Genomic DNA, 23,707 nt, shown 5'->3' with positions numbered 1-23,707 from the left:
ACGAGCTCGTGTTCTCGGCCTTGCATCGCGGATCGGATTTCAGTTTTCCGTGCAGCGCTCAAGGTGAGGTGGACATGAATGCCCTGAGCGACGCTGCCCGTCACAACTATCTCTTGGCCCGAGCCCTAGTGGGCAGCGAGTTCTCGGTGCCGCGGATCTTCAGCATGGATGCTCCATCCGCTTGATCCGAACTCGACGGCATCATGAAACCAGCCGCGTTCTTCGACCTTTCTTCCGGCACCGTTCGCTTCTGGGTGAACATCGGTGAGCAATTCGTGGGTGCGTCAGTGCGAAGGGAGACTCTGCATTACCGCTACAGCCCGCACAGCACCACGGACGATCCGCTCAACACCTATCAAACGCATGCAGAAGAACTTGCGCAGGCAGTGCGGAGCAGGATTGCAGGCGGCTCACGTGAGCCCGTCATGCTGCGAGATCGGGACCTGATTCCAGCGCAGGGGTGACTCTGGGCCGGGGCGGTGTAGGGTGCGGAGGCTCAGGTCATTCCTGTGCGGCCTCGCGATTGACCGCGGCCTCGGCAAGCTCGGACATGAGTTCGTCCGCGTCATACATGTCGTCGACTGCCTCCTTCAACTGACGCCCGTCGTCATCAAGCTCAAGGGCGGTGGCAAATGCGGCCACAGTCCCGAAGCCGGTGATGCCGTAATGGGTCATCCGCTGGTATTGCGCAATGATCGCGGCATCCAGCACCGGGCCCTGTTCCGGCGGATCCTCCAGGACGTGCTTGAGAGCTTCCTTCACGAGGCCCTCCATCCCCTTGCAGTGTTCCTTTGACACCTCTTCGCCCTGATTGGCGATCAGCGCTTTCAAAAGATTGGTGTGGTCGGCGATGCCGGCCTGCGCCTGCTCAAGCATCTGCGACAGCTTGGCGTTGGTTGCTTGCGGAGCGATCTTCTCGAGGGCTCGTGCCATCTGGTCGTTGGCCGACCAGAGGTCCTTCAGTTCGTCGATGTAGAGGTCGGAAAGAGTTGTGATGTTGACCATGGGAGCACTCCAATAAGTGGGGCCGGGAAAGGGCTTTCAGTTGTCGCCCGTGCGCGGATGCGAGGAGAAGAAGCAGATCATCTGGCTGGCCGCGTCCGGACCTTGCCAGTCCGCGTGAGAGCCTCGCCGATCACCGCCAGACCAGGCATGCCCTGCGCCGTCGACGAGCCACAGCTCAGCAAGCGTGCGGCCTTCCGTGGCGACGCTGGTCTTGCGCAAGTACGCGCGTCCGCCTTCACGGCCGTGCTCGACGCGTTCCGTGACCTTTAGACCTGCTGTCGCATCGGCATAAACAAGTTCGCCGTTGAGCGGATGGACCGTCATGTCCCTGGTGCCGTGGAAGACGATGTCGGGATCGGCGACCGTTTCGCGTCAGCGCGGGCTGGGGTCCGCGTCGCCTGGCCGGTGCGCATCATCGCCATCGCCTCGGGCGCACTGGAGACGGCGCCGCAGGGCAGCCCCGAGTGCACGCCGACGGAGGCGAAGATCTCGGGATAGGTTTGCCCGAGCACTGCGGCCATCGCGCCACCTGCGGACAATCCCGCCACGTGCACGCGTCGCGCGTCGATGTGGTGGCCTGCCATGACGTGATGCGTCAGCGCCGCGAGTAGCGCCGGTTCGCCGCGACCGCGCTCCTGATGAGTGGTTTTGAACCAGTTCCAGCACCCCTGCGGATTAAGCTTGGTCGATTGCTCCGGATAGAGCACCAGCCAGCCGTGACGCTTCGCGACTTCGTTCATGCGAGTGCCGGCGGCGAAGTCATCGGGATTCTGTGTGCAGCCGTGTAGCATTAGGAGCAAGGGACGCGGCACCGCGGGGTCCCCCGGCGGCACGTAGAGTTTGTAATCGATGAACACGCGCCCGCGCGTGTGGGTGGCCGCAAAGAAGCGCTCAGCGTCGTTGACCGGTTCGAAGGACTCGCGAGTTTCCTGGGGATCCCGACCCGTCCGTTCGCCAAGAGGCTGCCGAAACTGGCCAAACCCCGAAGCGGGCGACGGGGGGCGGGCCCAGATCTCAGCCGAGCCGATCTCCTGCCGCCGCTCCTCGACCACGCGGGTCTCCACATCGATGACCGCGTCTTCCTGCGACCGCACGTCGGGGGGCGCTTTGCCATCGGTCGAGCCGGCCAGGGCCTCCTGGATCGAGCGCGTGGCCCCCAGAAGGTCGCCGCCCCGCGTCTGCAGGGCCGCGCGGGACATCATTCGTTGGAAATCGGGATTCATCAGGGTGCTTTCGTGACGCACGGACATCGGCCAAGCCAAACGGACGCGTTAAGAAGGTCGCAGCCCATTACCGCGCCACGTTCTGGCCCTGGGCTGCCGTCCAGCTGCGCTCGAAGTGTTCTGCGTCCTCGTCGTTCTTGGCGCGCAAACCCATCAGGATTCCGCCGTTGCGCACGCCTTCCTCGTACTGCTTGACGCGCTCCTCTGGAATGTTCCAGCCGATCAGCGCGCCGATCAGGCCGCCACCTGCCGCGCCTGCTCCCGCACCCGCGGCGGCCGCGGCGAGCGGCCCGGCGATGACCAGACCCAGTCCCGGCAGCGCAATGCTCGTGCCGACCGCGGCGATCGCGGCGGCGATTGCACCGACCGTACCGCCGATGGCGCCGCCGATGCCCGCACCCTCGGCGGCCTTGTTGCCAAGCTCAGTCTCGACGCTCTTGTCGCTGAAGTGGCGTTGGCGGGTGTCGTCGGACATGACCAGGTCGATGTCCTTCGGGTCGTAGCCGCGCTCGCTGGCTGAGCTGTAGGCGGACTCCGCGCTGGCGCGGTCGGCGAAGAGGCCGGTGACCAGGCGGTCGTTGGAAGCGGAGGTGACGGTGTTCATGGGGAGTTCCTTGTTCAGGCAGAGGGGGGTTAATGAGGCCGACGGCCTGCATGCCGGACTTGGCATACCGCGCCCCTGACCTCTCGCGCCCGTGTGCCCGGACGGCTTACCTATGGGAGCGGCCAATCGAGACGTGTCGGCTCGGGAAGTTCTCTCTACGTTTCCTCGGTATCGGTGTCGATTACCGATCTCCCGCGAACCTCCACAGATCCATGCGCAGGCAGTCAAGGCGCTTCAAGCGGCCTTGGGTCGTCTCCTACGACAACGCTGCAGAGATCTGCGAGATGTATTCGATGAGCGAGGGCATGAGCTACGCACTACACGCGCAGAAGCGCTATCTGGGCAGCGAAGTTATGTTTTTCAGCCGCGACTTGTCGATCGCCGAAGAGCTGATACCCCAAGCCTAAATTGGCAGCTTAATTTGTTGAGCCAGCTGTGAGGCTGGCGACCCTAGTGCTGCGAATGGGTTCCCGCTCGGTTATTGCCGCTATGGCGCATGCTGATGGGCCCTCAACTCGATGGGAGACCCTCATGGGATCCGCAGCAAAAACTCTCTCGCGTGAGCCTTGGAACAAGGGCAAGATCGTCGGCCAGAAGGCACCGTTCAAGGTGAAGGACATCTGGGCACTCCGAGTACGGCTTCAGATGGAGAACCGCGTGCGCGAGCTCGCGCTGTTCAACCTTGGCATCGACAGCAAGCTTCGAGGGTGCGACCTGGTCGCGCTCAAGGTGCGAGACGTCTGCCACGGTGACACCGTGGCCAGCCGGGCGGTCGTGATGCAACACAAGACGCAGCGTCCCGTTCAGTTCGAGATCACGCCGGTGACACGCGACGCCGTGCAGCGCTGGATCAGGCAAGCCGGGCTGAAGTCCGAGGACTTCCTGTTCCCGAGTCGCATGCATGGCTCGCCGCATCTGGGGACGCGGCAGTACGCCCGAATCCTGGAATGCTGGGTGGAGAAACTGGGGCTTGACCCTGCCGAGTACGGTACGCATTCAATGCGAAGGACGAAGGCGACGCTGATCTACCGGCGGACCAAGAACCTGCGCGCAGTGCAACTGCTCCTCGGCCACTCCAAGTTGGAGTCGACGGTGCGGTACCTTGGCATAGAGGTCGATGACGCCCTCGAGATCTCTGAGCAGACAGAAATCTGACAGGCTGACGGTGGCCGTCTCTTCCGAAGGACGAGGACGGCCGCTGAGCAACGGCGGCTTTGTGGAAGACCGGCCCCAGCGGATCTGCCGGCCAGGCCTTGTCCTTCGTCTCCTGCGGGGCGGTGACAGCAAGGTGAGGGCTGCAGACATTGTCGGCGCCGGCATTGGGCCGCCACCGGCGCGACCCGGTCAATGACCGCTGTTCACTGCGCGGAACTCACGCAGCCGACCCTGCAGCCGGCCGACCGTCGTGGGTCGCTTGTCCGACTGTAGGTCTGTAGGCACGCCCTGGAGATAAAGCTAGTGGAATCCAAGTGGATGCTTTACTATGCACCATGCCAGCGCCCCCCCTCCTCACTCGGAAGACCCCAAAGCCGGTTGACGAGAAACTGACCCTCAACATCAGTTGCGTCGACCTTGGTCAGATCGACCTGTTGGTGCAAGAGGGCTTCTATGCGAACCGGAGCGACCTCATCCGCATGGCCATCCGCAACCAGCTCGCCACCCATGCCGACGTGGTTCGCCAGGTCGTTACGCGCAAGAGCATCGTGCTGGGCATCCAGCACTACAGCGTGGCGGATCTGGAGCGGGCGCGCGAGGCCGGCGAGAGGCTGCAGATCCGCGTGCTGGGCCTCGCCGTCATCGCGCCCGAGGTCACGCCCGAACTGGCCCTGGCCGCCATCGAATCGGTGACCGTGCTCGGCGCCCTCCATGCAAGTCCCGCCGTGAAGACGGCCCTCGTCGGACGATTGCTGTAACAGCGCCCGGCTCCTGAAAGCAAACATGCATCCCCAATTCGGCCAGTTGATGGCAGAAGCGACCGCGCTCACGCGCGCTGGCGACCTCCAGGCCGCCATGACGGCCATCACCGCGGCGCTCAATGGTGGCCCTGTTGCCACAGGCGAGGCGCCAGACACCGTGGACCCGCAGGTCATCGACGTCGTCGCCCGTGTCGTCGATGAAACCCGGTCTGCCGCTGCGGCCGGGCCGTCAGCCTCGACGACGGCTGAGCAGTTCGTCTCCGGCCACTACGCCCATCGCGCTGGCAAGCGCGACTACCGGCTTTTCATTCCCGGCGTCCAGACCGACAAGCCCCGCACCCTCATCCTCATGCTGCACGGCTGCACGCAGAACCCGGACGACTTCGCCCGCGGCACACGCATGAACGCGCTGGCCGCGCAGCACAACGCACTGGTGCTGTACCCAGCGCAGGCACGCCAGGCCAACGCGCAGGGCTGCTGGAACTGGTTCAAGCACAACCACCAGGGCCGCGGCCGCGGCGAACCGGCCCTGCTCGCCGATTTGACCCGGCATATCGCCGAGGTCCATGGCGTGGACCCCGCGCACGTGTACGTGGCCGGCCTGTCGGCAGGCGGTGCGATGGCGGCGATCCTGGCGACAACGCATCCCGACGTCTTCGCCGCAGCCGGTGTCCATTCCGGGCTGCCCGCGGGTGCGGCCCACGATCTTCCCGGCGCGTTGGCAGCCATGCAGGGGCAGGCAAGCAGCGGCGTTGCCAGCGCGGCGAGCTCCAGCGTGCGCATGATCGTCTTCCATGGCGACGCCGATGCCACCGTTCATCCCAGCAACGGCGAAAAAGTCGCAGCGGCCCATGGCGCCACGGCGGTCCGCGTCGACGAGCAAACCGGCCAGCATGGCAACCGCCGCTGCACGCGGCGCCTGCACCGTGACGCGCAAGGGCGTACGGTGACCGAGCAATGGCGTATCCATGGCGCCGGCCATGCCTGGTCCGGCGGTGACCCGGCAGGTTCCTACGCCGATGCGCGCGGGCCCGACGCGAGTGCGGAGATGATCCGGTTCTTCCTGCAGCCCTGAGCGCACGCCCACCTGCAGGGCCGTTGCATCGGCGGCGCCGTCCGACACGTCGTTCGCCCGTAACGGTCCAATATAGGGGTGTGTCCCGCCCGGTGCCGACCTACACTCAGCACCCAACCCCCTACTTCTTTCGCATATGGACAGTCGAGAGAGCAGCCGGTTCACGGCGCCTCTTGCACTTCGTGTGACGGAAGACGCCGACTCCCGGCAGATTGCCGACGCGATCGGCGCCATGTGGACGGATATCGAGGCCGCGCTGCAGCCCGTCTTCGGCCGCCGCGGTGTCGCCGCCCTGTTCAGGCGCACGCTGCACCGCACCGCCGCCCGCTACGTCTGGCTCGAGCCGGCCAAGCCGGCGGGCGACGATGCACCCTCCCTGCTGGCGGACCTCCAGGCCCTGTTCTCCGCCCAGCCGCCAGCCCAAGCCACCGAGGCCGGCGGCGTGTTCTTCGCGAATTTCCGGGACCTGCTCACCTCGCTTATCGGTGCGCAGTTGAGCGAACAACTGCTGAAGGCCGCCTGGTCACCCTCTTCGAGCGCTCCTGCAGCGCAGGACCCCAAGCCATGACAACCAAAGTGACGATCAACAGCCTGGCCACCGGCGTGCCCGGGCTGGACGACTTGCTGGGTGGGGGCCTGCCGGAGTTCTCCTTCAATCTCATCGCCGGCCAGCCCGGCTGCGGCAAGACCACGCTGGCCCACCAGCTCATGTTCGCGCTCGCCACGCAGGAGCGGCCAGCGCTGTACTTCACGGTGCTCGGCGAACCGCCGCTGAAGATGCTGCGCTACCAGCAGCAGTTCTCCTTCTTCGACGCTGCGGCCATCAACCGCAGCGTGCGCTTCGTCAACCTGTGCGACGAGGCCATGGCCGGCGATCTCGACGCGGTGCTGGCCCGCATCACCGAGGAGGTCGCCACGCACGAGCCGGCGCTGGTCTTCGTCGACTCCTTCCGCTCGGTCGTGCTGGCGAGCGAAGACAACGGCGACGGCCACGCCCTGCTGCAGCGCTTCATGCAGCAGCTCGGCATGCTGATGACGAGCTGGCAGGCGACGACCTTCCTGATCGGCGAGTACTTCACCGACACCGATGCCAACCCGGTGTTCACCGTGGCCGACGGGCTGATCTGGATGCGCCAGAACGTGCAGCGCAACGCGATGGTGCGCAAGATGGAGATCATGAAGATGCGCGGCCAGCCCTCGCTGCCGGGGCTGCACGCCTTCCGCATCACCGCCGACGGCTTGCGGGTCTTCGTGCCGGCGAAGCTGGACACGCCGCCCGACGAGCTGGTCACAGGCCCGCGCGCCACCATGGGCGTGCCCGGGCTGGACGCCATGATGGGCGGCGGACTGCCGCGCGGCTACTCGCTGCTGGTGGCGGGGCCCTCGGGCTCGGGCAAGAGCATCCTGGCCGCGGCCTTCCTCAACGCCGGCGTGGCGGCAGGCGAGACCGGCGTCATCGCCGCCTTCGAGCGGCGTCCCACCCGCGTGCGCAACCCTGCCCTGGCGGAGGCCATCGCGCAGGGCAGCATCGGTCTGGTGGAAAGCCACGCGCCCGACATCTCCATCGAGGAGATCATGCAGATGCTGTCGGCCGAGGTGCGCCGGCTCCATGCCCGCCGCGTCGTCATCGATTCGCTGTCCGGCTTCGAGCTGGCGCTGGGGCCTTCGTACCGCGAGGACTTCCGCGAGTCGCTGCTGCGCCTGGTGACCTCGCTGACCGGCATGGGTGTCACGGTGCTGATGACCTCGGAGCTGGAAGATCGTTACACCGACCTGCGCTTCAGCCCCTATGGCACCGCCTTCATGACCGACGCCATCATCGTGCAGCGCTACATCGAGGTGGAAAGCCGGCTGCGCCGCGTGATGGCGGTGGTCAAGCTGCGGGACAGCGCCCATTCCGACGAACTGCGGGAGTACGGCATCGATGACAACGGCCTGCGCATCGGCGCCCCGCTGCCGGGGCAGGAAGGCCTGCTCGGCGGCCGGCCCTCGACACGTGGGCGAAGTCCCCCCGTCGAGGTGATCTAGGCAGCGCCACGACACGACGCACGCCATGCATCCCGAGCACGAGCCTGATCCGTCCCCGCGCAAAGCGCTGGCCACCGAGATTGCGGTGCTCGAACGCGAAGTGGCGGCCGCGCGCGCCGAGCTGGCCGGCCTGCAGGTGGACCTGGCCGAAGCGCATGCCCAGGTCAGCAGCCACCAGGTGCACCAGCTCCTGGAAGCCAACGAGCAGCTCGTACTGGACGCCATGCGCTCGCGCGGTGCGGCCGATTCAGCGGCGCAACTGGTGGCGGAGCTCACCCGCTCCAGCGAGCTCGACCCCCTCACCGGCCTGCCGAACCGACTGCTGTTGATCGACCGGATGGGCCAGGCGCTGACCCAGGCCAGGCGCAATGACAGCCGGCTGGCCCTGCTCTTCCTGGACCTCGATGGGTTCAAGGTCATCAACGACAGCCGCGGTCATCAGGTGGGCGACCAGGTGCTGTGCGCCGTCGGACAACGCCTGATGGAATGCGTGCGCGGTGTGGACACCGTGTGCCGGCTCGGTGGCGACGAGTTCGTGATGTTGCTGAGCGAGATCACCGAGGCAGCGGATGCGGGCCTGGTGGCCGAGAAGCTGCTGTCGTCGCTCTCCACGCTGGTGGATGACGGCCTCGCGCCGACACCGGTCAGCGCGAGCATCGGCATCAGCGTCTTCCCCGACGACGCACGCGAGGCCGAGAGCCTGGTCGATTGCGCCGACCGTGCGATGTACGCCAGCAAGCGTGCCGGGGGCCGTTGCTGGCGCTTTTACTCAGCGCTGCGGAATCCCGAAGGCGATCAGGCGCCGGCCCCTCAGGAGCCACCCGTCCGACACGACGAGCGCGGCATGCGCCTGCGCGACGCCAACGAACGGCTGGTCTTGTCGGCCCTGACGGCGACGGCCGTGGCGGAGCAGCAGGACCACCTCCTGACCGAGTTGAAAAACGCCGCCAGGAACAAGGACGAGTTCCTCAGCGTGCTGGGGCACGAACTGCGCAACCCGCTGGCACCGCTGCTGACGACGCTTGATGTGCTGCGCATGCGCGGCGGTGGCTACGAGACGATCGAACACGCCACGATGCGCCGCCACGTCAGCCACATGGTGCGACTGGTGGACGACCTGCAGGACATCGCCAAGATCGCCTCCGGCAAGGTCGAGTTGCGCATGGAACGCGTGCCGATCGAGCACATGGCCCTGCAGGCCATCGCGCTGGCCCGGCCGCTGATGGAGCAGCGCCAGCAGCGCTTTGCGTTCGACAACAGCGTCGAGGCGCTGACCTGCTGGGGCGACCCCGTACGCCTGACGCAATGCGTGTCCAACCTGCTGATCAACGCGGCCAAGTACACGCCGCCCGGGGGCGTCATCACGCTGACCACGCGCCGGGAAGGCCTTCACGCTGTCATCGCCGTCAAGGACGACGGACGGGGCATTTCCGCGGCGGCCCTGCCCGATGTGTTCAACCTGTTCTTCCAGGAACGCGTGGATGCCGGCGCGCTCACCGGCGGGCTCGGCGTCGGGCTCGCCCTCGTGCGCAGACTCGTCGCGCTGCATTCGGGCACCGTGGCGGCGAACAGCGCCGGCATCGGCCTGGGCAGCGAATTCGTCATTCGCCTGCCCAGCCTGCTTGACGAGGACGAGCAGCACGCGCCCGCAATGCACGGCCCGACGTCTGCAACGGCCGTGCCGCCACGCCGGGTGCTCATCGTCGATGACAACTACGACGCGGCCGACTCGCTCGCCGAACTGCTGCGCATCTACGGGCACGAGGTTTGGGTGGCCACCCATCCGGTCGCGGCCTTGCAGATAATCGGCACCGCCGCGCCGGATCTCGCGCTGCTCGACATCGGCCTGCCCGGCATGGACGGTTACGAGCTGGCGGCCTTGATCCGTCAGCAAAACCCCGCCCTGCGGGTGGCCCTTGTGGCGCTCAGCGGCTATGGGCGAGCGACCGATCAGGACCGCAGCACCCGGGCCGGTTTTTCCGCCCACCTGGTCAAGCCGGTCGACCTGGGGAGCCTGGAACGTGTGCTGGCGTCGGTGCACGCGCGGCCATGAGCCGGTCTGGGCCGCGCGTGATCGGCCGGTCCGCACGGGAGCGAGGGTTGCCCGCCGCCGAAGAAGAGGCTGACGAGCATGCGATGAAAGCAAAAGTGGTGGTCGTGGTGGATGACGATGTCGGTGCAGCGGACAGCCTCGCGGGGGCGCTGGAGATGTACGGATACACCGTTTTCACCGCCTATGGCGGCAGGCAGGCGCTGGACCTCATCCTGGAAACCCAGCCCCACTCCGTGGTGTCGGACATCGACATGCCGGGCATGTCCGGCCTGGAGGAAGCCGCTGAGGTTCGCGCTCGCAGGGACGTGTGTCAGCCTTGCATGGTGGCGGTCAGCGGTGCCGCAAGCGAGGACATGCACGTGCGGGCGCTTCACGCAGGGTTCGACGCCTTCCTGGCCAAGCCGGCGTCCATGCCGGAACTGCTCCGCCTGTTGGAGCGAGGCCGGTGAGGCCGCAACGCAGTGTCAACAATCTGGGGCGATGGGTGGCCTCTTCTCAGCACGGACGACGGCACAGCTCGCAGCGCTGCCGAGCGGCATGAGACGACCCGCGGTCCCAGCCCCGCAAGGCAGGCGGAGGGCTCCTGTTTGCGGGGAAAGGATCAGCGGTAGACGTGTTGGCCGTTGGCATCCGACCAATGGCGATGGAAGTGCTCCGCGTCCTCATCCGTCTTGGCGCGAACGCCCATCAGGATGCCGCCCTGCTTGATGCCTTCTTCGTACTGCTTGACGCGTTCCTCCGGCATGTTCCAGCCGACCAAGGCGCCGATCAGGCCACCGCTGGCCGCACCCGCGCCGGCGCCCGCCAAGGCCGCCGCGAGCGGCCCCGCCACCACGAGGCCCAGGCCCGGAATGGCAATGCTCGTCCCGATCGCGGCGATGGCCGCCGCCACCGCGCCCAGCGTGCCGCCGATGGCCCCGCCGATACCGGCGCCTTCGGCCGCCTTGTTGCCCAGCTCGGTTTCGGCGCCTGGCTGCATGAAGTGGCGCTGGCGGGTCTCATCGGACATGACGACGTTCACGTCATCGGTGCCATAGCCACGTTGGCTGGCGGAGTTGTAGGCGGCTTCGGCACTGGCGCGGTCGGGGAAAAGACCCGTCACGAGGCGGTTGTCATTGGAGGTGTTCATGGGGTGTCCTGTTGGGTAGGGAGATCAGTTGCGATCGGCGCGGGGTGCCCGCATCGCGGGGCCGTTCGTGCCGTTGGCCGCCACCGTTGTGCCGTCGGTGGCGAGCGCATCGTTGGCACTCGACTTCATCTGGCTGGCCTTGTCGGTCACGGTCGGGCCGGTGCGCACGACGGTGGCGGTGTCAGAGCGCGGGACGGCTTGCACATTGGCGGCCTTGGCCGTCTCAGGCGTCACGCCGATCGTGGAGGGTTGGGAGGCAGCGTTCGACGCGGCTTGCTGCGCCTGCGCAGAAGCGGCCGCACAGGTGATGCCGACCGCGAGGCCGGCGATGAGTTTCGTCGAGATGTTCATGGAGATCCTTGAAGGAGAAAGAGCCTCGCGAAGCGCGATCAGCGGCCGGGGCCGGTCGCCGAGTGCCTCATCGCAGCGACTTCACGATGCTGGCGGTTCGGACGTCTCGTTCGCGTGGGGTTGCGCGACGTTGGCCTGTAGGCGCACACGATGACCTTGCGCCGCCAGCCTCGCTAACTTCTAACTTGTTCGTCACGCGCAATGCGCCAGTGTGCGTTGGAGGACAGACGCCGCGCCCGGATGCCCGCAGAGTCAGCGACACAGAGCGCCTCCGGACCATCCACCTTGCGGCGCCCTGGGTCGCCGGCCTGTCCGGCGTGTGCCGCCACTGCGGCTTGACCCGAGGAACCTTTCATGACCGCGACGCTCTCCCCCGTCTCCCCCCTCCCGGCCCGCGTGCTGGCCATGCTCACCATGGTGGTGACCGCCTCCCTGCTCGGCGCCTGCGCCTCAACACCCGACGCGCCGCCGCAGCTTGCCGTGGCCGAGGCCGCCGTGCAGCGTGCCAACACGCCCACAACGATGGCCGACGCCCCGCTGCAGCTGCGCGTGGCCACCGACAAGCTTGCCGCGGCCCACGCAGCGGTGACGGCCGGCGACACACGACGCGCGCAGATGCTCTCCGAGCAGGCCGAAGTCGACGCCCGCGTTGCCGAGTTGCATGCCGACAGCATGCGCTCAGGCAAGGCGGCCAAGGAATCCCAGGACGCCGCACGCGCGCTGTCCGAAGAGATCCAGCGCAAGCCGGCACGTTGAGCGCCGCGAACCGATTCCCTTCTCGAAAGACATCCATGAATACGCGACTCCACATCACCCCCTTGAGAACCGCCCTGGCGGGAGCCGGCTTCGCCTTGCTGGCAGCCTGCACATCGGTGCCGATCCAGAACGGCATGCTCGACCAGGCCCGCAGCCGGCTGCAGGCCGCGCAGGCCCAACCGCAGACGGTCGCCATGGCCGCCGAGGAGCTCGCACGCGCCCGTGAAACGCTGCGCCGCGGCGACCGGGCCCTGGCCAATGGCGACGACACGGCGCAGGTGACTCACCTGGGCTACATGGCGTTGCAGCAAGTGGTGATCGCCGAGGAGACGGCCGCAAGCCGCAACGCACAGGCCGTGGTGGCCGGCGCCGGCGCCGAGCGCGACCGCATGCGGCTCGAGCTGCGCACCCGCGAAGTCGACGTGGCCCAGGCCCAGACGGCGACGGCCGAACGGGCCGCCGCAACGAGCACTGCCCAATTGGCACAGTCCCAGGCCAACACACAGGCCGAGCGCGACCGCGTGGCGCGCCGCGATGCCAAGGTCAGCGATCTCGAATCGCAGCTGCGTGACATGAACGCCCGCCGGACCGACCGCGGCACGGTCGTCACGCTCGGCGACCTGCTGTTCGACACCGGCGCCGCCAATTTGCGCCCGGCAGGGCAGCGCAGCATGGCGCAGCTGGCGGACTTCATGAGGCGCAACCCGGAACGGCTCGCCTCGATCGAGGGCTACACCGACAGCACGGGCAGCACGGCGGCCAACCAGGCGTTGTCCGACCGCCGAGCGCAGGCGGTGAGGTCTGCGCTGATGCAACGGGGCGTGCCGGGCAACCAGCTGAGCATCCAGGGCTTCGGCGAAGAGCGCCCCGTGGCTGGGAACGACACGGCGAGTGGACGGCAGATGAACCGGCGCGTCGAGGTGGTGTTCGCCAGCCCGGCGGCGGATCTTGTCCAGAGATAGGCGATGCACACGTTGAGCCGATCCGCGCTGGCGGACCGGCGGCTCGCGGTGCCCCAACACGCTGGGGCTTGCACCTCGGAACGTCCTAGGGGTGAGAACCTGCACACCAACGCCGCGGCCTTGGCTAGAGTGGGCTCACCTCTGCACGTTCCCGAGGGATTGATGCCCGCACCGCCGCTGGATGCCCTCTCGCCGCGCAGCAACCGCCTGCTGGCGGCCTTGCCGCCGGACGAGTGGGCTCGTTGGGCAGGCCAGCTCGAGCCTGTGCAACTGCAGCTCGCAGGTGCTGTATGAATCGGGCCGAACGCAGAGCCATGTGTACTTCCCGACGACAGCGATCGTGTCGCTGCTCTACGTGCTGGAGGACGGCGGATCGGCGGAGATCGCGGTGGTGGGATTCGAGGGCGTGGTCGGCGTGTCCCTCTTCATGGGGGGTGAAACGACTCCCAGCCGAGCGGTGGTGCAGAGCGCGGGCGGCTGCTTCCGGCTCAGCGCCGCAGCCATCAAGACCGAGTTCAACCGCTACGGCGTGGGCATGCACCTCTTGCTGCGCTATACGCAGGCGCTGCTGACGCAAATGTCGCAGACGGCCGTCTGCAACCGCCACCATCTGCTCGAGCAGCAGCTGTGCCGCTGGTTGCTGTTGAGCCTGGACCGCATCTGCGGCGATGAACTGGTGATGACGCAGGAACTGATTGCCAACATGCTCGGCGTGCGTCGCGAGGGCGTCACGGAGGCCGCGTTGAAGTTGCAGAAGCTGGGCCTGATCGAGTATGCCCGCGGCCACATCACCGTCGTCGATCGCCCCGGTCTGGAGAAGCGCAGCTGCGAGTGCTACGGCGTTGTCAAGCAAGAGTACGACCGGCTGCTGAACGGCCCCCTGCCGCTGGCGCGCTGAGCCGCCTGCGCAGGCGTCATGAGCACCGGCCGACCCTGTGCTTCATGGCAGGGCCTTGAAGCGGTGGGGCAGACATTCTTGCAAGCAAGGAGCTCATGAGCCGCCACCGCGCCGTCATCCGAGGGTTGGCGCCCATGTCCCCGGTTCCGACGCACGGCGAGCGCGAGCAGCCTTTTGAGCCCAGAATCGGCCTACTTCCCTTCCGCTGGACAAAGGACGCGCCGATGCAAGCCGCAGAGCACCTGGCATTGAGCGCGCACTTGAAGCGGCGGCGTGGCGCCATCCTGCAGGCCTGGCGTGCGGCCGTGGCCTCCGACCCCACACTGACCTCCGGCGCAGCGCTGCCCCGCGCCCAGCTCCACGACCACATCCCGGCCCTGCTCGTCGACTTCGAGCGCAAGCTAAGCGGCGGCGGCGGCAGTGCGAGCGATGAGGACGCGCACGATCGTCACCAGGGGGACGCCGCGGCCCATGGGCTGCACCGCTGGCAACAGGGCTTCGACCTGGCGGAGGTGACGCGCGAGCTCGGACGGCTCAACGAATGCGTCGTCGTGGAGCTGGAGGAGTACGCCGTCGGCCATCCAGACCTGGACCCGGCCATCATGGCGGGCGCGCGGCGCATCTGGGCCAAGCAATGCAGCGACGCCGTCAGTGCCAGCGTGTCGCAGTACTTCACGCTGCAGCAGATCGAGGCGAGCAGCCACATCCGGGACCTGGAGCGTGCCCTGCAGGCCGTGCGCGAACTGGAGCAGGAGCGCGCCCGGCTGTGGCAGCAGGCGGCACATGACCTGCGCGGCAACCTCGGTGTGGTGGCGACTGCCACCGCCGGCCTCGCCTCGCCGAAGGCCACCGAGCTGATGCGCAGTGGCTTCTTGCGGCTGCTGGATCGCAATGTCAGCTCCCTAGGCCACCTGCTCAACGACGTCACCAGCCTGGCGCGGCTGCAGGGCGGACTGGAGCGCCGCAACCTGCAGGCCCTGGACGCGGCCGCGCTGCTGGCCACACTGTGCGATGACTTGCAGCCCCACGCCGAGGAACGCAGCCTCTACCTTCGCTACGAAGGCCCCGCGGTGCTCGACGTTGAGGGCGATGCGGTCAAGGTGCGGCGCATTGCGCAGAACCTCGTCATCAACGCGATCAAGTACACCCGCAGCGGCGGCGTCACCGTGAGCTGTGACGACGGCGCGTCCAACGATGTCGAGCGCTGGTTCTTCCAGGTGCGCGACACCGGACCGGGCTTTCATGCCGGCCCGGGGTCGCAGCTGGCGGGCGCGCTCGAGGAGGCGACCGACCAGGCCCGCCAGGTCGCGAATGACCACAGCACCGGCGAGATCACGCACATGCGCGTCGACCTGGCTGAGAGCCATCCTTCGGCCGACGACCCGCGCCCCGTGCACCAGCAGGTCGGTGAAGGGGTCGGGCTGTCCATCGTGAAGCGCCTGTGCGACCTCCTGGATGCCACCACCGAACTTGAATCGCGCATAGGAGAAGGCACCACCTTCCGCATCTGCCTGCCGCGCTGCTATGGCGCAGCGGTGGCGCCCGGGGCAGAGCCGGGAGGCTGAAGCCCTCAATCGCGGCGGACGAGATAGCGCCGCATCAGCGGCTGCGCGCTCAGCCCGTGCACGACGATGGAGATGGCGACCGTCCACAAGGTCAGTGTGACCAGGACGTCCGCGATGCGGGACTCCAATCCGTGGTGCAGGGCGAACACGAGGTAGTAGATGGAGCCGATGCCGCGGATGCCGAACCAGCCGAGCAAGGCGGCCTGGCGAAGCGACAACCGCTCGCCCACGATGGCAGGCAGCACCGACACCGGCCTGAGCACCACAATCAGCAGCGGCACGAACCACCAGACCGCCGGCAAGGGCGCGGCGTAAGCCAGCATCGCGCCCACGCCCACCACCAGGGCCAGCTCGGCGAGCTTTTCCAGCTGGCCATTGAACAGCTGTACCGAATCGCGCATCGTGGCGCTGGCATGGTGGGAGTGCGTGGCCAGCGTTTCGTAGGAGTGCCCCTCGACCTCCTCGGCTGCCCCGAGCGGAGGACTGTGCGCGATGGGCTTCTCGCTGACACGCTGCAGCGCCAGTCCGCTGGCGAAGACGGCGAGGAAGCCCGACGCGTTGCAGAGCTGGGCCAGGCCATATGACAGGGCGATCAATCCCAGGCCGAGGAAGACGTCCAGCCCCACCGCTTCCCGGTGCCGTGCGCGCAGGTAGACGACGAGCCGCCCCATCGCCGCGCCGAGGGCGCCACCCAGCACCGTGCCGAGGAGTGGCGACCACAGCAGCTCGACGGTCCACCAGTGCAGCGGTGGGCCCGCCGAGGGGCGCGCGAGCAAAGCCAACCCGAGCAGCACGAACGGGAAAGCCGCTCCATCGTTCAAGCCGCCTTCCCCGGCGAGGCTGAATCCCAGGCGGTCCGGCCGCACACCGGATTCCGACTGCACACCGGAAGCCAGCACGGGGTCGGTCGGCGCGAGGATGCCGCCCAGCAGGATGGCGGCGCCCAGCGGAAGCCCCAGAGCGACGACGCCGACACAGGCGACCAGCGCCACCATGCAGGCCATCGAGATGACCGCCAGTCGCAGCGGCAGCCACCAGCGCCGGTCCCCCAGCGGCACGCCCAGCTGCAAGCCGACCGCGAACAACGAGATCAGCAACGCGATCTCGGCCACCGTCTCCAGCAGCGCCGCGTGCCGGACCGGATCCGGCGTGAGCACGCCGAGCACCGTGGGGCCGAGCAGCCACCCGATGCCAAGATAGAGCATCGCGCTGCTCAGCGGCAGCCGCCCGATCAGCGTGCCGAGCAGCACCAGTGACAGCAGCACCGCGCCGATGACTGCCGACCAACCCGCGAAAGACATGCCAGCGTCCTCAGTGGGGTGCGCGCTTCATGAGCGCCTCGTCCGTAGCCGAAGCCATTCGACCGCGCCGCAGCTCACTCCACCTCTTCCATCTCGGCCAGCAGCTCTTCCTTGCGTTGGGCCATCTCCTCGCCCAGCGCGTCGAGATCGAGATCGCTCTGCCTGACCTTCGGGAACATCTCGCCCTCTTCTTCCTTGACGTGATGGTCGATGTACTCGCCAAGCACCTTGACCTTGGCGTCGTACAGGGCATTGGCAGGCACCGATTCCTCGATCTGCGCGATCAGGTCCTTGGCGCTGGCGTGCTCCACTTCTGCCTCGTCGGCGAGGCCTTCGTCGTCTTCCAGCACCTCGCGTGCAGCCGGGTAGAAGATTTCCTCCTCGACCGTGGCGTGAACGGTCAGCTTGGTGCAGATCTCGAGCGCGAGCTGCTCCTTCTCTTCATCGTCGCCGGCGGCCTCGACGAGTTGCCTGTAGGCCTTGAACAGCGCCTTGACTTCCTTATGGTCTGCAGTGAGCAGTTCGATGGCATCGGTCGATGCAGGGGTCTTCTGGGTAGCCATGGTGTTCCTTCGGCCGGCACTTGCCGGCCATTGCGAGGCGTCTCGCGGTGTGGGGGCGGCGGTGGGCGTCGGCCGCGCCATTGGGTCAGTTGTTGCCGGTGGCCTGGCGGACGTCGTCGCTGGGGCGCGTATCACCCGCGTCATCGGTGTCCTCGCTCGGTGAACCTTGCTGCTGCTGCTCGCGTCTCACGGCATCGCCTTGCTGCTGCCGCGGCTGGCCCACAGGCTGCTCGCCCTGCCACGGGGTTCGGTCGCTGTCACCCTTTCCCGGCGCTGCGCCATCGCTGCCGGGCTCGGCGGCAGGCGGTCGCAAGTCGGGCGCATGGTCGGCCCGGTGCTGGCCGGGAGATGTGTCGCTGCCCGATCCAGACTGCTGCTGGCTTTGGCCTTGGGATTGATTGCTGCTCATGGGAACTTTCATATGCCGGGGGAACCGGTGAAGCTCACAGGGCAACGCGCGCGCCTGCATGCCCGTCGGGTCAGTTAAAGCTCCACTCCCCGGGGGGGAACGGCTTGCGCGACCGCCTCAAGAACGCCTCTCGCTGCAGGCCCGGTGATGCTGACTGAAGGGTTGAGGAGAGCGCCATGGGGCTCAGTTCAAGAGTCACCCCGGCCCCAGCGGCCCCGTTCCCGGGGGCGAGCATCCGGCCAAGCTCCTCCAGCTCATGCGACCGCTTCTCGCAATAGCCGTCGCTAGGCGCCGATCATCGAATGACCGAGATCAGCCTGTAGCGGGCAGTGATCTTAACCATCGCCGCTGCAGTGCACACGTTGCCGAAGCGGTTGGTCAGGTCACACTGAACCTCATGGTCGGCCGCCGCTGAAATATGCACTCAACCACATCGAGGTGGCGGCAACGAGTTGGAATCAGTGGCGGGTTTGGACTGGAACGACTGGCGGGTTTGGACTGGAACAGGTGGCGCTATTGCACCGGAATACGCACTTAATGAAGCCGACCAATGCCCAGGATGGAATCGTCTCGCGTACCCCAACGATAGTTCGTTTCGCAATGGGGCGCTGCACGTATCCGTCATTAGTAAGCGCCATGGTAAGAACCGGCTTACCGATGAACAAGTTTATGCCGGAAGCCGACTTCAAGGCGTCTTCGACACCTTTGTGGTCTAGTACATAGGCTTGAGTCCATGAACATCCGCTGCCAATGTTGCTGAAGCACTTCACACCCTGCCTGTCACCCGCCGCGTTCAGCCTCACGCCGTCAATATAGACATCCGCACCATCGGAAAAGAAACCATTGTTCGTGAACTCCGCGATCAATTGGTATTGCGAAATAAAATTCTCGGTTCTATTCGTCAACGCAAGGCTGAGTTTGACATTGATCCAACCGGTTGCCTCCGGATCTGAAAACTTTGCCGAGATGCGTGCGATCAGCGGAGAAGAATACGTCTTTACTTTGGAGCACGTTAGACAGCCCAGGTAGCCCGTTTTCATCTCGATGCCGTCTCGAACACCGCTCTCTGAAATTGGCTGCGGTGTAACCGCACAACCCGTCAGTACAGTAAGAGAGAGCGCGAAAATGGTATGGGTTCGGTTTTTCATAGTTCCCTGTCACGTTCTTCTAGTCTGAAAACGCCGCTATCGACTACTTCTCTTCAGAAAAGCAGAAATGTTCGGGCCGTGGGGTGCGGTGCGGCGTACGGCTGAGCGGTCAATGCGAGCATGCTGCGAGCAGACGTCGCCCTTCGCCAAAGCCTCGGCAAAATGTATACGAACGTATAAAGACCTGAGCGTGAATTCTTCATAACTTCAGCCCCTTTCTGATTGAGGGGTGTTGTGGAGCCAGCGGAGGCATTTGGGCGCGCACTGCGCCATAGGCGACGCGAGGCTTCACTGTCCCAGGAACAACTGGCGCTGGAAGCTGGGCTTGAGCGCGTCTTCATTTCGTGGCTTGAGACGGGGCGTCAGCAGCCCAGCTTTCAAACAATGCTCAAGCTCTCGGGCGCACTCAAATGCACGGCGGCTGATTTGGTTGCGGAAGCTGAGTCGCTCATGGCAGAGGCGCGCTGAAGTTGGACTCGTGGCGAACGTCGCGGGCGGGCGGGCTGGGAGCGAGCGCTGTGCTCAGCGGCCATCCAGTACATCAGCCGTGACTAAGGGCAGCAACCAGCGGTGCCTACGTCGGCATGATCCGCAGCAACCGGCGAACCTACTCAGATGCAGTTGGCCGGCGTCCCAGCCACACATCCACCAACCTTGGTTACGTTGGCGGTCTGCTGCAGCAGACAAGCACAGCTCATGATCGACAGCCTAGGCATTGGGGCGAAGGAAGATCGCGCGCTTTGCGGACTTGCACCGCTGTAGGCGGGGTCGGCTTTCGACATGATTGCTCAGGCGACATTTCTGAGGGAACTGATTTGGCTGCGCGAGCATGCAGGGTTGAGCCAAGGTGAACTCGCTGCGCGCCTAGGTGTCGAGGAGAGTGCTGTGGCCCGAGGCGAAGCCGGCTCACGATGTGTGGGTGTGGTGGAGTTGCAGCTCTGGGCGCTCGCGTGCGGACTTACTCTGGAGGAGTTCGGACGACGGTTGCTCGCGCGAGACCTCCAGTAGAAGGTCTGAAGGATCCCCGACAAGGGATACCTAGCAGTGCGCATGATGAACGTCCCGGAGATCCGAGCGGGTAGATCTTCTGGACTTGAAGCGATCCCAAGATTGGCGTCGCGCTGCTGCGGAATCGGACCGGTGATGGTTATCGCCAAAGACGCTTGATCGAGCGCGCTGAGCTGCGATTCATTGTCAGTCACCAGTTCACGCTGTTGCTGGCCCGAGATCTGATAGCGGTTGGTCCGGCCATCGCAGGACCTAACGCTTGGTTGGCTTCGGCGCCGGGATCGCTCCCGCGATGGACTGGTCCACGATCGGACTGGCTTGGGGGGACCGAACCACAGCGCCTCTCGCTAGCCGAAGGCGCGGTTTGGCACGTGGGCGCAACGCTTCAAGCAGCCTCAACTCCGCGTCCAGCTCGCGTAGGAAATCCAAGAACTCAACGCCAAGGGCGTCAAGCCACTCTCGCAGTTCAATGATGTTCAAGGCTGTTTGGCCTCGCTCGACGTAGCTGACCCAGCCCTGACTGCGGCCGAGCAACTCACCGAGGTCCGCTTGCCTTAGCCGACGCACCTCCCGCTGCTTGCGGAGCTTGTTAAGGAAGATCTTGCTATGGCGGCTATGCAGGGCTTTGGACATGGACTCGACGCTTCTCCAGCCTCACACCGTATCCGAATCATCGCAATATCAAGAATTTGGATATGGCTTGCGCGAGGGAACAATTGTTCGAAGTTCAACCCTTTGGCCGCCGAATCACCTGCGTTCGCGGATCTGCTACCCATGTTCGTCTCTCTGCCGCACTATGAGTTTCCGTTCCCTCCTGAGCTGACGCAACCGGGCGCACAACACTGGCGCGTGGTTGAACTGATGCTTCACTCGCCCTGGTTCTTAGTTTCGGTGGAGGTCCCGGACGTCGAAGATCCAGACCTAAGCATGACACGCACGCTGTGCATCGCATGGGACACCGATTTAGCAGACGTCCTCAAGTCCCTCGAAGTTGATCGCGTCAAAGGCATCGTGTGCATGATGCCGGCCTGGCGGTCGCGGCATGGTCAATGGACGTCGCGCATAGTCCGGGAGGTGTGGATGTGCCAATCGGACGCTGGTCAGAGCATCTCGGTGTGCGACTCAGCCGGCAAGCCGTTCGACTGCGGCTTGGTTCTCGAGCACATGGAACCGGTCGAGCGCGAGTTACTGTTTCGTCTCCCGTTGCCGGCGCCGACCCAGCGGGCCCACCCCAAACCTCGCTTCAGGCGACATTCGTCCCGACGTCGAGTTGCCAAGGCGTGAGTGCCGCCGAACTCGGCGAGCCGCACGTCTTGTTCGACAACGAGCGCGATGCCCCGCCCCCGCAGCAGCAACCGTTGATGGACGTGCGCTCATGGCGAATGCTGAAGTCGATGTCCGGTCAGCTGCACCTGGTGACGTTCAGAGACTGCGATGGTGATCACGGCGTCATCCGGCTGACATCCGCCATCGTGTCCATCGACCTCGCTGAGAGGACCGTGATCACCTCATCGGGCCGCCAGTACGTCCTCATCGTACCGCCCGAGCCCGGGACATTCGAGCGGCAGGTGTTGTGGGCGGGGGCGGCACGGCTCGGTCTCCTTGGATCTACTGACGTGAGTGATTGGTCCTGGGGCCAAATGAGAGACGACTGAGGCAGGTTGCGACTTGTATGTTCAGTTGCGACTTCCACATGGGCGGCATGGTGATCGCGGCATTGAATCCACGCTGGGCGGACAAGATCTCCGGTGGCCAGCTCAAGTGCGACGCGAAGGTCTCTACGCCAGCGTACACAAAATGACCGACAGGTCTCGAGCATTCCAGGTAGAAGGTCCGTCGGTCTTGCTCTGTACCGGCCGGGTGGACGAGCCCCACGCGGGCGTACGCCGCTCTTCGCAACTGGGCTACCAACGTCGGCAACGCTACTTGCTTCTCAACTGGCAGTAGGACAAAGGGGATGGCACGCCAATATAGATTGGCCGGCCCCGACATCGTGCCGCTGGACCGGCTCGCCGAACCTCGTGCGCGACTCCACCCGCGGAGCGCAACAACTGGCGAGCTCCACAACCAACTTCTCACGGCGAGACGGCATCGCGTGGCAAAGCAACAACAATCGAAGTCAGCACGCGAGGCTACGTGCAGATTCTTTGAGTATTGCGCCAATGCTACGACGGAAAAAATTGCCATCCCTCGGAGAAGGGACCGGCTCGGGCCCATAACACTTATTGTGATTCCATAACACTTATTATGAAACGCTGGGACTTCTGACTGCCTGTAAATTGTTCAGAGGGTATTGACGGAAGATCGCCTCTCTACTCCACTTGGGTCCATCGCAGAGCAAAGTGAGCGATCAAATTGGATCAATTCGTTGTCGACCTCAACGCGCGCCTCAAACGGAAACAGCGCTTCTTTACCGACGGACAGCAGATTTCCGATTGGGCGCAAGCACATGGATTCAACCGGGACCTCGTCTATGGTGTCCTTGCTGGGCGAACAAAAGGTCAACGAGGTGAAGCGCACCGCATTGCAGTCGCCCTAGGGCTAAAGCGCGTGGAACCTGCGTATCAGCACGAGGCGCTCGCTCATAGCGGACGAGACGACAGCGAGTAGGTTGGGGGGGACGGCACACAAGAATGACCGGCTGAGCCGGTCTCGCCTGCTCCCCGTGGGCCGATGCTTATCCAGGACGGGTTAGGGACGTAGTGCTCGCACCGCAGTTATAGCTTTCACTTCCTCCGACAACTTGCGGCAGAGGACAGTTGGACGTTGCGGTGCGCTCTACTTCACCGGGCCTCGCAAGAGCACAGTCAGTCCAACGAAGCCAACTTGGCTCACCCGAGGATGGATCGTTCGTGTCCTCGTCAAACGGTCCGACATCGTATTCAGCGTTGGCCTCGCACTCGAATCTCATCAAGTTTAAGCAAGCGTTGTCATGCGCTGAAGCAGTTGACCACGTTGCCGAAACTGCGACTCATACTGGAAGTTCGGCGTTCTGACAGGCGCCATTAATTCGACAACATGAACATCAAGAAGGAGATGGCTGACGAGAACACATGAATAGTTAGGCCCCAGAAACGCCAAAACCCGGGCGGGAACCCGGGTTTTGAGCGGCCAGCCGAAGCCAGCCAGACGAACCATCTGTGGCCTGAGTATCGGTTGCAGCACCCGACGCGTCAAGTGTTCGGGCGCGATGGGGAAGCTTGCCTCTACGGCCCGCGCTGCGGGCTCGACCCCTCAATCTGATGCGACTTTCCATACGCTTGCAGCGCGAGATCGTGCGTCTGCATTTCCACGATCCATCGCGTTCGAGCCGCTCGATTTCGAACGCCCTTGGCATCTCCACCAATACCGTAACGTCCCTCCGACAGTTGCTGTCGAAATGCGAGGTTGAGGCCTCAGCCCTTCAAGACTTGGATGACGACGCCTGGACCGAGGCGCTAGGCACCCATGACCGTTCGATTGCTGTGCGCAAGCCGGCGCCGGACTGGAACTGGGTCCACGACGAAATGCAGCGGCCGGACGCAACACTGCGCGCCGCGTCGGACCGCTCGATGAGTCCAAGTTATGGCGTTAGGTATAGCAACCAACGCCCGATGTGCAAGTACGTTCACAGAGTTCGGCAGCCGCCAGAGAACTTGGCCTGATGACCTGCTTTTGCTTGTGTAAATGCTTAACGTCGCAACGCCACCACGATCCGAATACCACCAAATTTT

General features: G+C 65.2%; 27 protein-coding genes and 1 pseudogene. 17 read left to right on the top strand and 11 right to left on the bottom strand.

The window, feature by feature from the left end:
• Positions 1–203: 203 nt before the first annotated feature.
• The gene (locus ACTJKJ_RS24710) at positions 204–464 is read left to right on the top strand and encodes a DUF1488 family protein (RefSeq protein WP_440822737.1); all 261 of its coding nucleotides are present in this window, start codon (positions 204–206) and stop codon (positions 462–464) included.
• Positions 465–501: 37 nt separating this feature from the next.
• On the opposite strand, the gene ACTJKJ_RS24705 is transcribed toward ACTJKJ_RS24710, so the two are convergent.
• From ACTJKJ_RS24705 to ACTJKJ_RS24690, 4 genes are read right to left on the bottom strand one after another with little or no spacing between them, the layout of a single operon-like run.
• Entirely contained in the window at positions 502–1,005 is a 504-nt protein-coding gene (locus ACTJKJ_RS24705; RefSeq protein WP_440822735.1) for a YciE/YciF ferroxidase family protein, read from the bottom strand.
• A gap of 36 nt (positions 1,006–1,041) precedes the next feature.
• Complete coding sequence (locus ACTJKJ_RS24700) at positions 1,042–1,329, bottom strand: hypothetical protein (RefSeq protein ID WP_440822733.1); 288 nt, start codon at positions 1,327–1,329, stop codon at positions 1,042–1,044.
• A complete protein-coding gene (locus tag ACTJKJ_RS24695; protein ID WP_440822731.1) occupies positions 1,326–2,255 on the bottom strand; it encodes an extracellular catalytic domain type 1 short-chain-length polyhydroxyalkanoate depolymerase in 930 nt (309 codons plus the stop codon). The genes ACTJKJ_RS24700 and ACTJKJ_RS24695 overlap by 4 nt, the downstream gene beginning before the upstream one ends.
• Positions 2,256–2,295: 40 nt before the next feature.
• Positions 2,296–2,832 carry a hypothetical protein gene (locus ACTJKJ_RS24690; protein WP_440822729.1) on the bottom strand — a complete coding sequence of 179 codons (537 nt, stop codon included), beginning with the start codon at positions 2,830–2,832 and terminating at the stop codon, positions 2,296–2,298.
• A 531-nt stretch (positions 2,833–3,363) separates the two neighbouring features.
• On the opposite strand from ACTJKJ_RS24690, the gene ACTJKJ_RS24685 reads away from it, so the two are divergent.
• The 7 genes from ACTJKJ_RS24685 (at position 3,364) to ACTJKJ_RS24655 (ending at position 10,353) form a co-directional block, all read left to right on the top strand.
• Positions 3,364–3,987, top strand: a complete 624-nt coding sequence (locus tag ACTJKJ_RS24685; RefSeq protein WP_440822727.1) for a tyrosine-type recombinase/integrase — start codon at positions 3,364–3,366, stop codon at positions 3,985–3,987.
• Positions 3,988–4,322: 335 nt separating this feature from the next.
• Positions 4,323–4,745: a CopG family transcriptional regulator gene (locus tag ACTJKJ_RS24680; RefSeq protein ID WP_440822725.1), complete on the top strand. Its 423-nt coding sequence runs from the start codon at positions 4,323–4,325 to the stop codon at positions 4,743–4,745.
• A gap of 25 nt (positions 4,746–4,770) precedes the next feature.
• Positions 4,771–5,823, top strand: coding sequence for an extracellular catalytic domain type 1 short-chain-length polyhydroxyalkanoate depolymerase (locus ACTJKJ_RS24675; RefSeq protein ID WP_440822723.1), 1,053 nt, complete (start codon positions 4,771–4,773; stop codon positions 5,821–5,823).
• A gap of 184 nt (positions 5,824–6,007) precedes the next feature.
• Positions 6,008–6,391 (top strand): hypothetical protein, encoded by a 384-nt coding sequence (locus tag ACTJKJ_RS24670; RefSeq protein ID WP_440822721.1) that lies wholly within the window; start codon positions 6,008–6,010, stop codon positions 6,389–6,391.
• Positions 6,388–7,851, top strand: coding sequence for an RAD55 family ATPase (locus ACTJKJ_RS24665; RefSeq protein ID WP_440822719.1), 1,464 nt, complete (start codon positions 6,388–6,390; stop codon positions 7,849–7,851). The genes ACTJKJ_RS24670 and ACTJKJ_RS24665 overlap by 4 nt, the downstream gene beginning before the upstream one ends.
• Positions 7,852–7,876: 25 nt before the next feature.
• Positions 7,877–9,904: a diguanylate cyclase domain-containing protein gene (locus ACTJKJ_RS24660; RefSeq protein ID WP_440822717.1), complete on the top strand. Its 2,028-nt coding sequence runs from the start codon at positions 7,877–7,879 to the stop codon at positions 9,902–9,904.
• A 47-nt stretch (positions 9,905–9,951) separates the two neighbouring features.
• The gene (locus ACTJKJ_RS24655) at positions 9,952–10,353 is read left to right on the top strand and encodes a response regulator (protein ID WP_440822715.1); all 402 of its coding nucleotides are present in this window, start codon (positions 9,952–9,954) and stop codon (positions 10,351–10,353) included.
• Positions 10,354–10,505: 152 nt separating this feature from the next.
• On the opposite strand, the gene ACTJKJ_RS24650 is transcribed toward ACTJKJ_RS24655, so the two are convergent.
• Positions 10,506–11,033, bottom strand: coding sequence for a hypothetical protein (locus ACTJKJ_RS24650; RefSeq protein WP_440822713.1), 528 nt, complete (start codon positions 11,031–11,033; stop codon positions 10,506–10,508).
• A 24-nt stretch (positions 11,034–11,057) separates the two neighbouring features.
• Positions 11,058–11,384: a hypothetical protein gene (locus ACTJKJ_RS24645; protein WP_440822711.1), complete on the bottom strand. Its 327-nt coding sequence runs from the start codon at positions 11,382–11,384 to the stop codon at positions 11,058–11,060.
• Positions 11,385–11,738: 354 nt separating this feature from the next.
• Between ACTJKJ_RS24645 and ACTJKJ_RS24640 the strand changes: the two genes are divergently transcribed.
• The 4 genes and pseudogenes from ACTJKJ_RS24640 to ACTJKJ_RS24625 all read left to right on the top strand — a co-directional run bounded on the left by ACTJKJ_RS24640 (position 11,739) and on the right by ACTJKJ_RS24625 (position 15,565).
• Positions 11,739–12,140 (top strand): DUF4398 domain-containing protein, encoded by a 402-nt coding sequence (locus ACTJKJ_RS24640; RefSeq protein WP_440822709.1) that lies wholly within the window; start codon positions 11,739–11,741, stop codon positions 12,138–12,140.
• A gap of 35 nt (positions 12,141–12,175) precedes the next feature.
• The gene (locus ACTJKJ_RS24635; protein WP_440822707.1) at positions 12,176–13,102 is read left to right on the top strand and encodes an OmpA family protein; all 927 of its coding nucleotides are present in this window, start codon (positions 12,176–12,178) and stop codon (positions 13,100–13,102) included.
• A 162-nt stretch (positions 13,103–13,264) separates the two neighbouring features.
• Positions 13,265–14,000: pseudogene (locus ACTJKJ_RS24630) on the top strand (Crp/Fnr family transcriptional regulator).
• Positions 14,001–14,224: 224 nt separating this feature from the next.
• Positions 14,225–15,565, top strand: coding sequence for an ATP-binding protein (locus ACTJKJ_RS24625; RefSeq protein WP_440822705.1), 1,341 nt, complete (start codon positions 14,225–14,227; stop codon positions 15,563–15,565).
• Between the two features lie 5 nt (positions 15,566–15,570).
• Here the strand turns inward: ACTJKJ_RS24625 and ACTJKJ_RS24620 are convergent, their stop codons facing one another.
• The 4 genes from ACTJKJ_RS24620 to ACTJKJ_RS24605 all read right to left on the bottom strand — a co-directional run bounded on the left by ACTJKJ_RS24620 (position 15,571) and on the right by ACTJKJ_RS24605 (position 18,986).
• A complete protein-coding gene (locus tag ACTJKJ_RS24620; RefSeq protein WP_440822703.1) occupies positions 15,571–16,866 on the bottom strand; it encodes a cation:proton antiporter in 1,296 nt (431 codons plus the stop codon).
• A gap of 74 nt (positions 16,867–16,940) precedes the next feature.
• A complete protein-coding gene (locus ACTJKJ_RS24615; RefSeq protein WP_440822700.1) occupies positions 16,941–17,429 on the bottom strand; it encodes a hemerythrin domain-containing protein in 489 nt (162 codons plus the stop codon).
• Between the two features lie 85 nt (positions 17,430–17,514).
• Positions 17,515–17,838: a hypothetical protein gene (locus ACTJKJ_RS24610; protein ID WP_440822698.1), complete on the bottom strand. Its 324-nt coding sequence runs from the start codon at positions 17,836–17,838 to the stop codon at positions 17,515–17,517.
• A 458-nt stretch (positions 17,839–18,296) separates the two neighbouring features.
• Complete coding sequence (locus ACTJKJ_RS24605) at positions 18,297–18,986, bottom strand: hypothetical protein (protein WP_440822696.1); 690 nt, start codon at positions 18,984–18,986, stop codon at positions 18,297–18,299.
• A 234-nt stretch (positions 18,987–19,220) separates the two neighbouring features.
• On the opposite strand from ACTJKJ_RS24605, the gene ACTJKJ_RS24600 reads away from it, so the two are divergent.
• Positions 19,221–19,454, top strand: coding sequence for a helix-turn-helix domain-containing protein (locus tag ACTJKJ_RS24600; protein WP_440822694.1), 234 nt, complete (start codon positions 19,221–19,223; stop codon positions 19,452–19,454).
• Positions 19,455–19,766: 312 nt separating this feature from the next.
• A complete protein-coding gene (locus tag ACTJKJ_RS24595) occupies positions 19,767–19,994 on the top strand; it encodes a helix-turn-helix domain-containing protein (protein WP_440822692.1) in 228 nt (75 codons plus the stop codon).
• A gap of 252 nt (positions 19,995–20,246) precedes the next feature.
• Here the strand turns inward: ACTJKJ_RS24595 and ACTJKJ_RS24590 are convergent, their stop codons facing one another.
• On the bottom strand, positions 20,247–20,627 hold the full coding sequence (locus ACTJKJ_RS24590) for a helix-turn-helix domain-containing protein (protein ID WP_440822691.1): 381 nt from the start codon (positions 20,625–20,627) through the stop codon (positions 20,247–20,249).
• A 141-nt stretch (positions 20,628–20,768) separates the two neighbouring features.
• On the opposite strand from ACTJKJ_RS24590, the gene ACTJKJ_RS24585 reads away from it, so the two are divergent.
• The 3 genes from ACTJKJ_RS24585 to ACTJKJ_RS24575 all read left to right on the top strand — a co-directional run bounded on the left by ACTJKJ_RS24585 (position 20,769) and on the right by ACTJKJ_RS24575 (position 22,604).
• On the top strand, positions 20,769–21,278 hold the full coding sequence (locus tag ACTJKJ_RS24585) for a hypothetical protein (RefSeq protein ID WP_440822689.1): 510 nt from the start codon (positions 20,769–20,771) through the stop codon (positions 21,276–21,278).
• Positions 21,275–21,649 (top strand): hypothetical protein, encoded by a 375-nt coding sequence (locus tag ACTJKJ_RS24580; protein WP_440822687.1) that lies wholly within the window; start codon positions 21,275–21,277, stop codon positions 21,647–21,649. The genes ACTJKJ_RS24585 and ACTJKJ_RS24580 overlap by 4 nt, the downstream gene beginning before the upstream one ends.
• Before the next feature lie 700 nt (positions 21,650–22,349).
• Positions 22,350–22,604 (top strand): DNA-binding protein, encoded by a 255-nt coding sequence (locus ACTJKJ_RS24575; RefSeq protein ID WP_440822685.1) that lies wholly within the window; start codon positions 22,350–22,352, stop codon positions 22,602–22,604.
• The last annotated feature ends 1,103 nt before the right edge of the window (positions 22,605–23,707 follow it).

The sequence above is a fragment of the Roseateles sp. 22389 genome, from assembly GCF_052044995.1.
Taxonomy (GTDB): domain Bacteria; phylum Pseudomonadota; class Gammaproteobacteria; order Burkholderiales; family Burkholderiaceae_C; genus Roseateles.
This window is presented reverse-complemented; position numbering and strand designations above follow the sequence as displayed.

Excerpts from the sequence above, each read along its gene's own strand:
- ACTJKJ_RS24710 (WP_440822737.1), top strand. The coding sequence starts at position 204 with ATGAAACCAGCCGCGTTCTTCGACCTTTCTTCCGGCACCGTTCGCTTC.
- ACTJKJ_RS24705 (WP_440822735.1), bottom strand. The coding sequence starts at position 1,005 with ATGGTCAACATCACAACTCTTTCCGACCTCTACATCGACGAACTGAAG.
- ACTJKJ_RS24700 (WP_440822733.1), bottom strand. The coding sequence starts at position 1,329 with ATGACGGTCCATCCGCTCAACGGCGAACTTGTTTATGCCGATGCGACA.
- ACTJKJ_RS24695 (WP_440822731.1), bottom strand. The coding sequence starts at position 2,255 with ATGTCCGTGCGTCACGAAAGCACCCTGATGAATCCCGATTTCCAACGA.
- ACTJKJ_RS24690 (WP_440822729.1), bottom strand. The coding sequence starts at position 2,832 with ATGAACACCGTCACCTCCGCTTCCAACGACCGCCTGGTCACCGGCCTC.
- ACTJKJ_RS24685 (WP_440822727.1), top strand. The coding sequence starts at position 3,364 with ATGGGATCCGCAGCAAAAACTCTCTCGCGTGAGCCTTGGAACAAGGGC.
- ACTJKJ_RS24680 (WP_440822725.1), top strand. The coding sequence starts at position 4,323 with ATGCCAGCGCCCCCCCTCCTCACTCGGAAGACCCCAAAGCCGGTTGAC.
- ACTJKJ_RS24675 (WP_440822723.1), top strand. The coding sequence starts at position 4,771 with ATGCATCCCCAATTCGGCCAGTTGATGGCAGAAGCGACCGCGCTCACG.
- ACTJKJ_RS24665 (WP_440822719.1), top strand. The coding sequence starts at position 6,388 with ATGACAACCAAAGTGACGATCAACAGCCTGGCCACCGGCGTGCCCGGG.
- ACTJKJ_RS24660 (WP_440822717.1), top strand. The coding sequence starts at position 7,877 with ATGCATCCCGAGCACGAGCCTGATCCGTCCCCGCGCAAAGCGCTGGCC.
- ACTJKJ_RS24650 (WP_440822713.1), bottom strand. The coding sequence starts at position 11,033 with ATGAACACCTCCAATGACAACCGCCTCGTGACGGGTCTTTTCCCCGAC.
- ACTJKJ_RS24645 (WP_440822711.1), bottom strand. The coding sequence starts at position 11,384 with ATGAACATCTCGACGAAACTCATCGCCGGCCTCGCGGTCGGCATCACC.
- ACTJKJ_RS24640 (WP_440822709.1), top strand. The coding sequence starts at position 11,739 with ATGACCGCGACGCTCTCCCCCGTCTCCCCCCTCCCGGCCCGCGTGCTG.
- ACTJKJ_RS24635 (WP_440822707.1), top strand. The coding sequence starts at position 12,176 with ATGAATACGCGACTCCACATCACCCCCTTGAGAACCGCCCTGGCGGGA.
- ACTJKJ_RS24625 (WP_440822705.1), top strand. The coding sequence starts at position 14,225 with ATGCAAGCCGCAGAGCACCTGGCATTGAGCGCGCACTTGAAGCGGCGG.
- ACTJKJ_RS24620 (WP_440822703.1), bottom strand. The coding sequence starts at position 16,866 with ATGTCTTTCGCGGGTTGGTCGGCAGTCATCGGCGCGGTGCTGCTGTCA.
- ACTJKJ_RS24615 (WP_440822700.1), bottom strand. The coding sequence starts at position 17,429 with ATGGCTACCCAGAAGACCCCTGCATCGACCGATGCCATCGAACTGCTC.
- ACTJKJ_RS24610 (WP_440822698.1), bottom strand. The coding sequence starts at position 17,838 with ATGAGCAGCAATCAATCCCAAGGCCAAAGCCAGCAGCAGTCTGGATCG.
- ACTJKJ_RS24605 (WP_440822696.1), bottom strand. The coding sequence starts at position 18,986 with ATGAAAAACCGAACCCATACCATTTTCGCGCTCTCTCTTACTGTACTG.
- ACTJKJ_RS24595 (WP_440822692.1), top strand. The coding sequence starts at position 19,767 with ATGATTGCTCAGGCGACATTTCTGAGGGAACTGATTTGGCTGCGCGAG.
- ACTJKJ_RS24590 (WP_440822691.1), bottom strand. The coding sequence starts at position 20,627 with ATGTCCAAAGCCCTGCATAGCCGCCATAGCAAGATCTTCCTTAACAAG.
- ACTJKJ_RS24585 (WP_440822689.1), top strand. The coding sequence starts at position 20,769 with ATGTTCGTCTCTCTGCCGCACTATGAGTTTCCGTTCCCTCCTGAGCTG.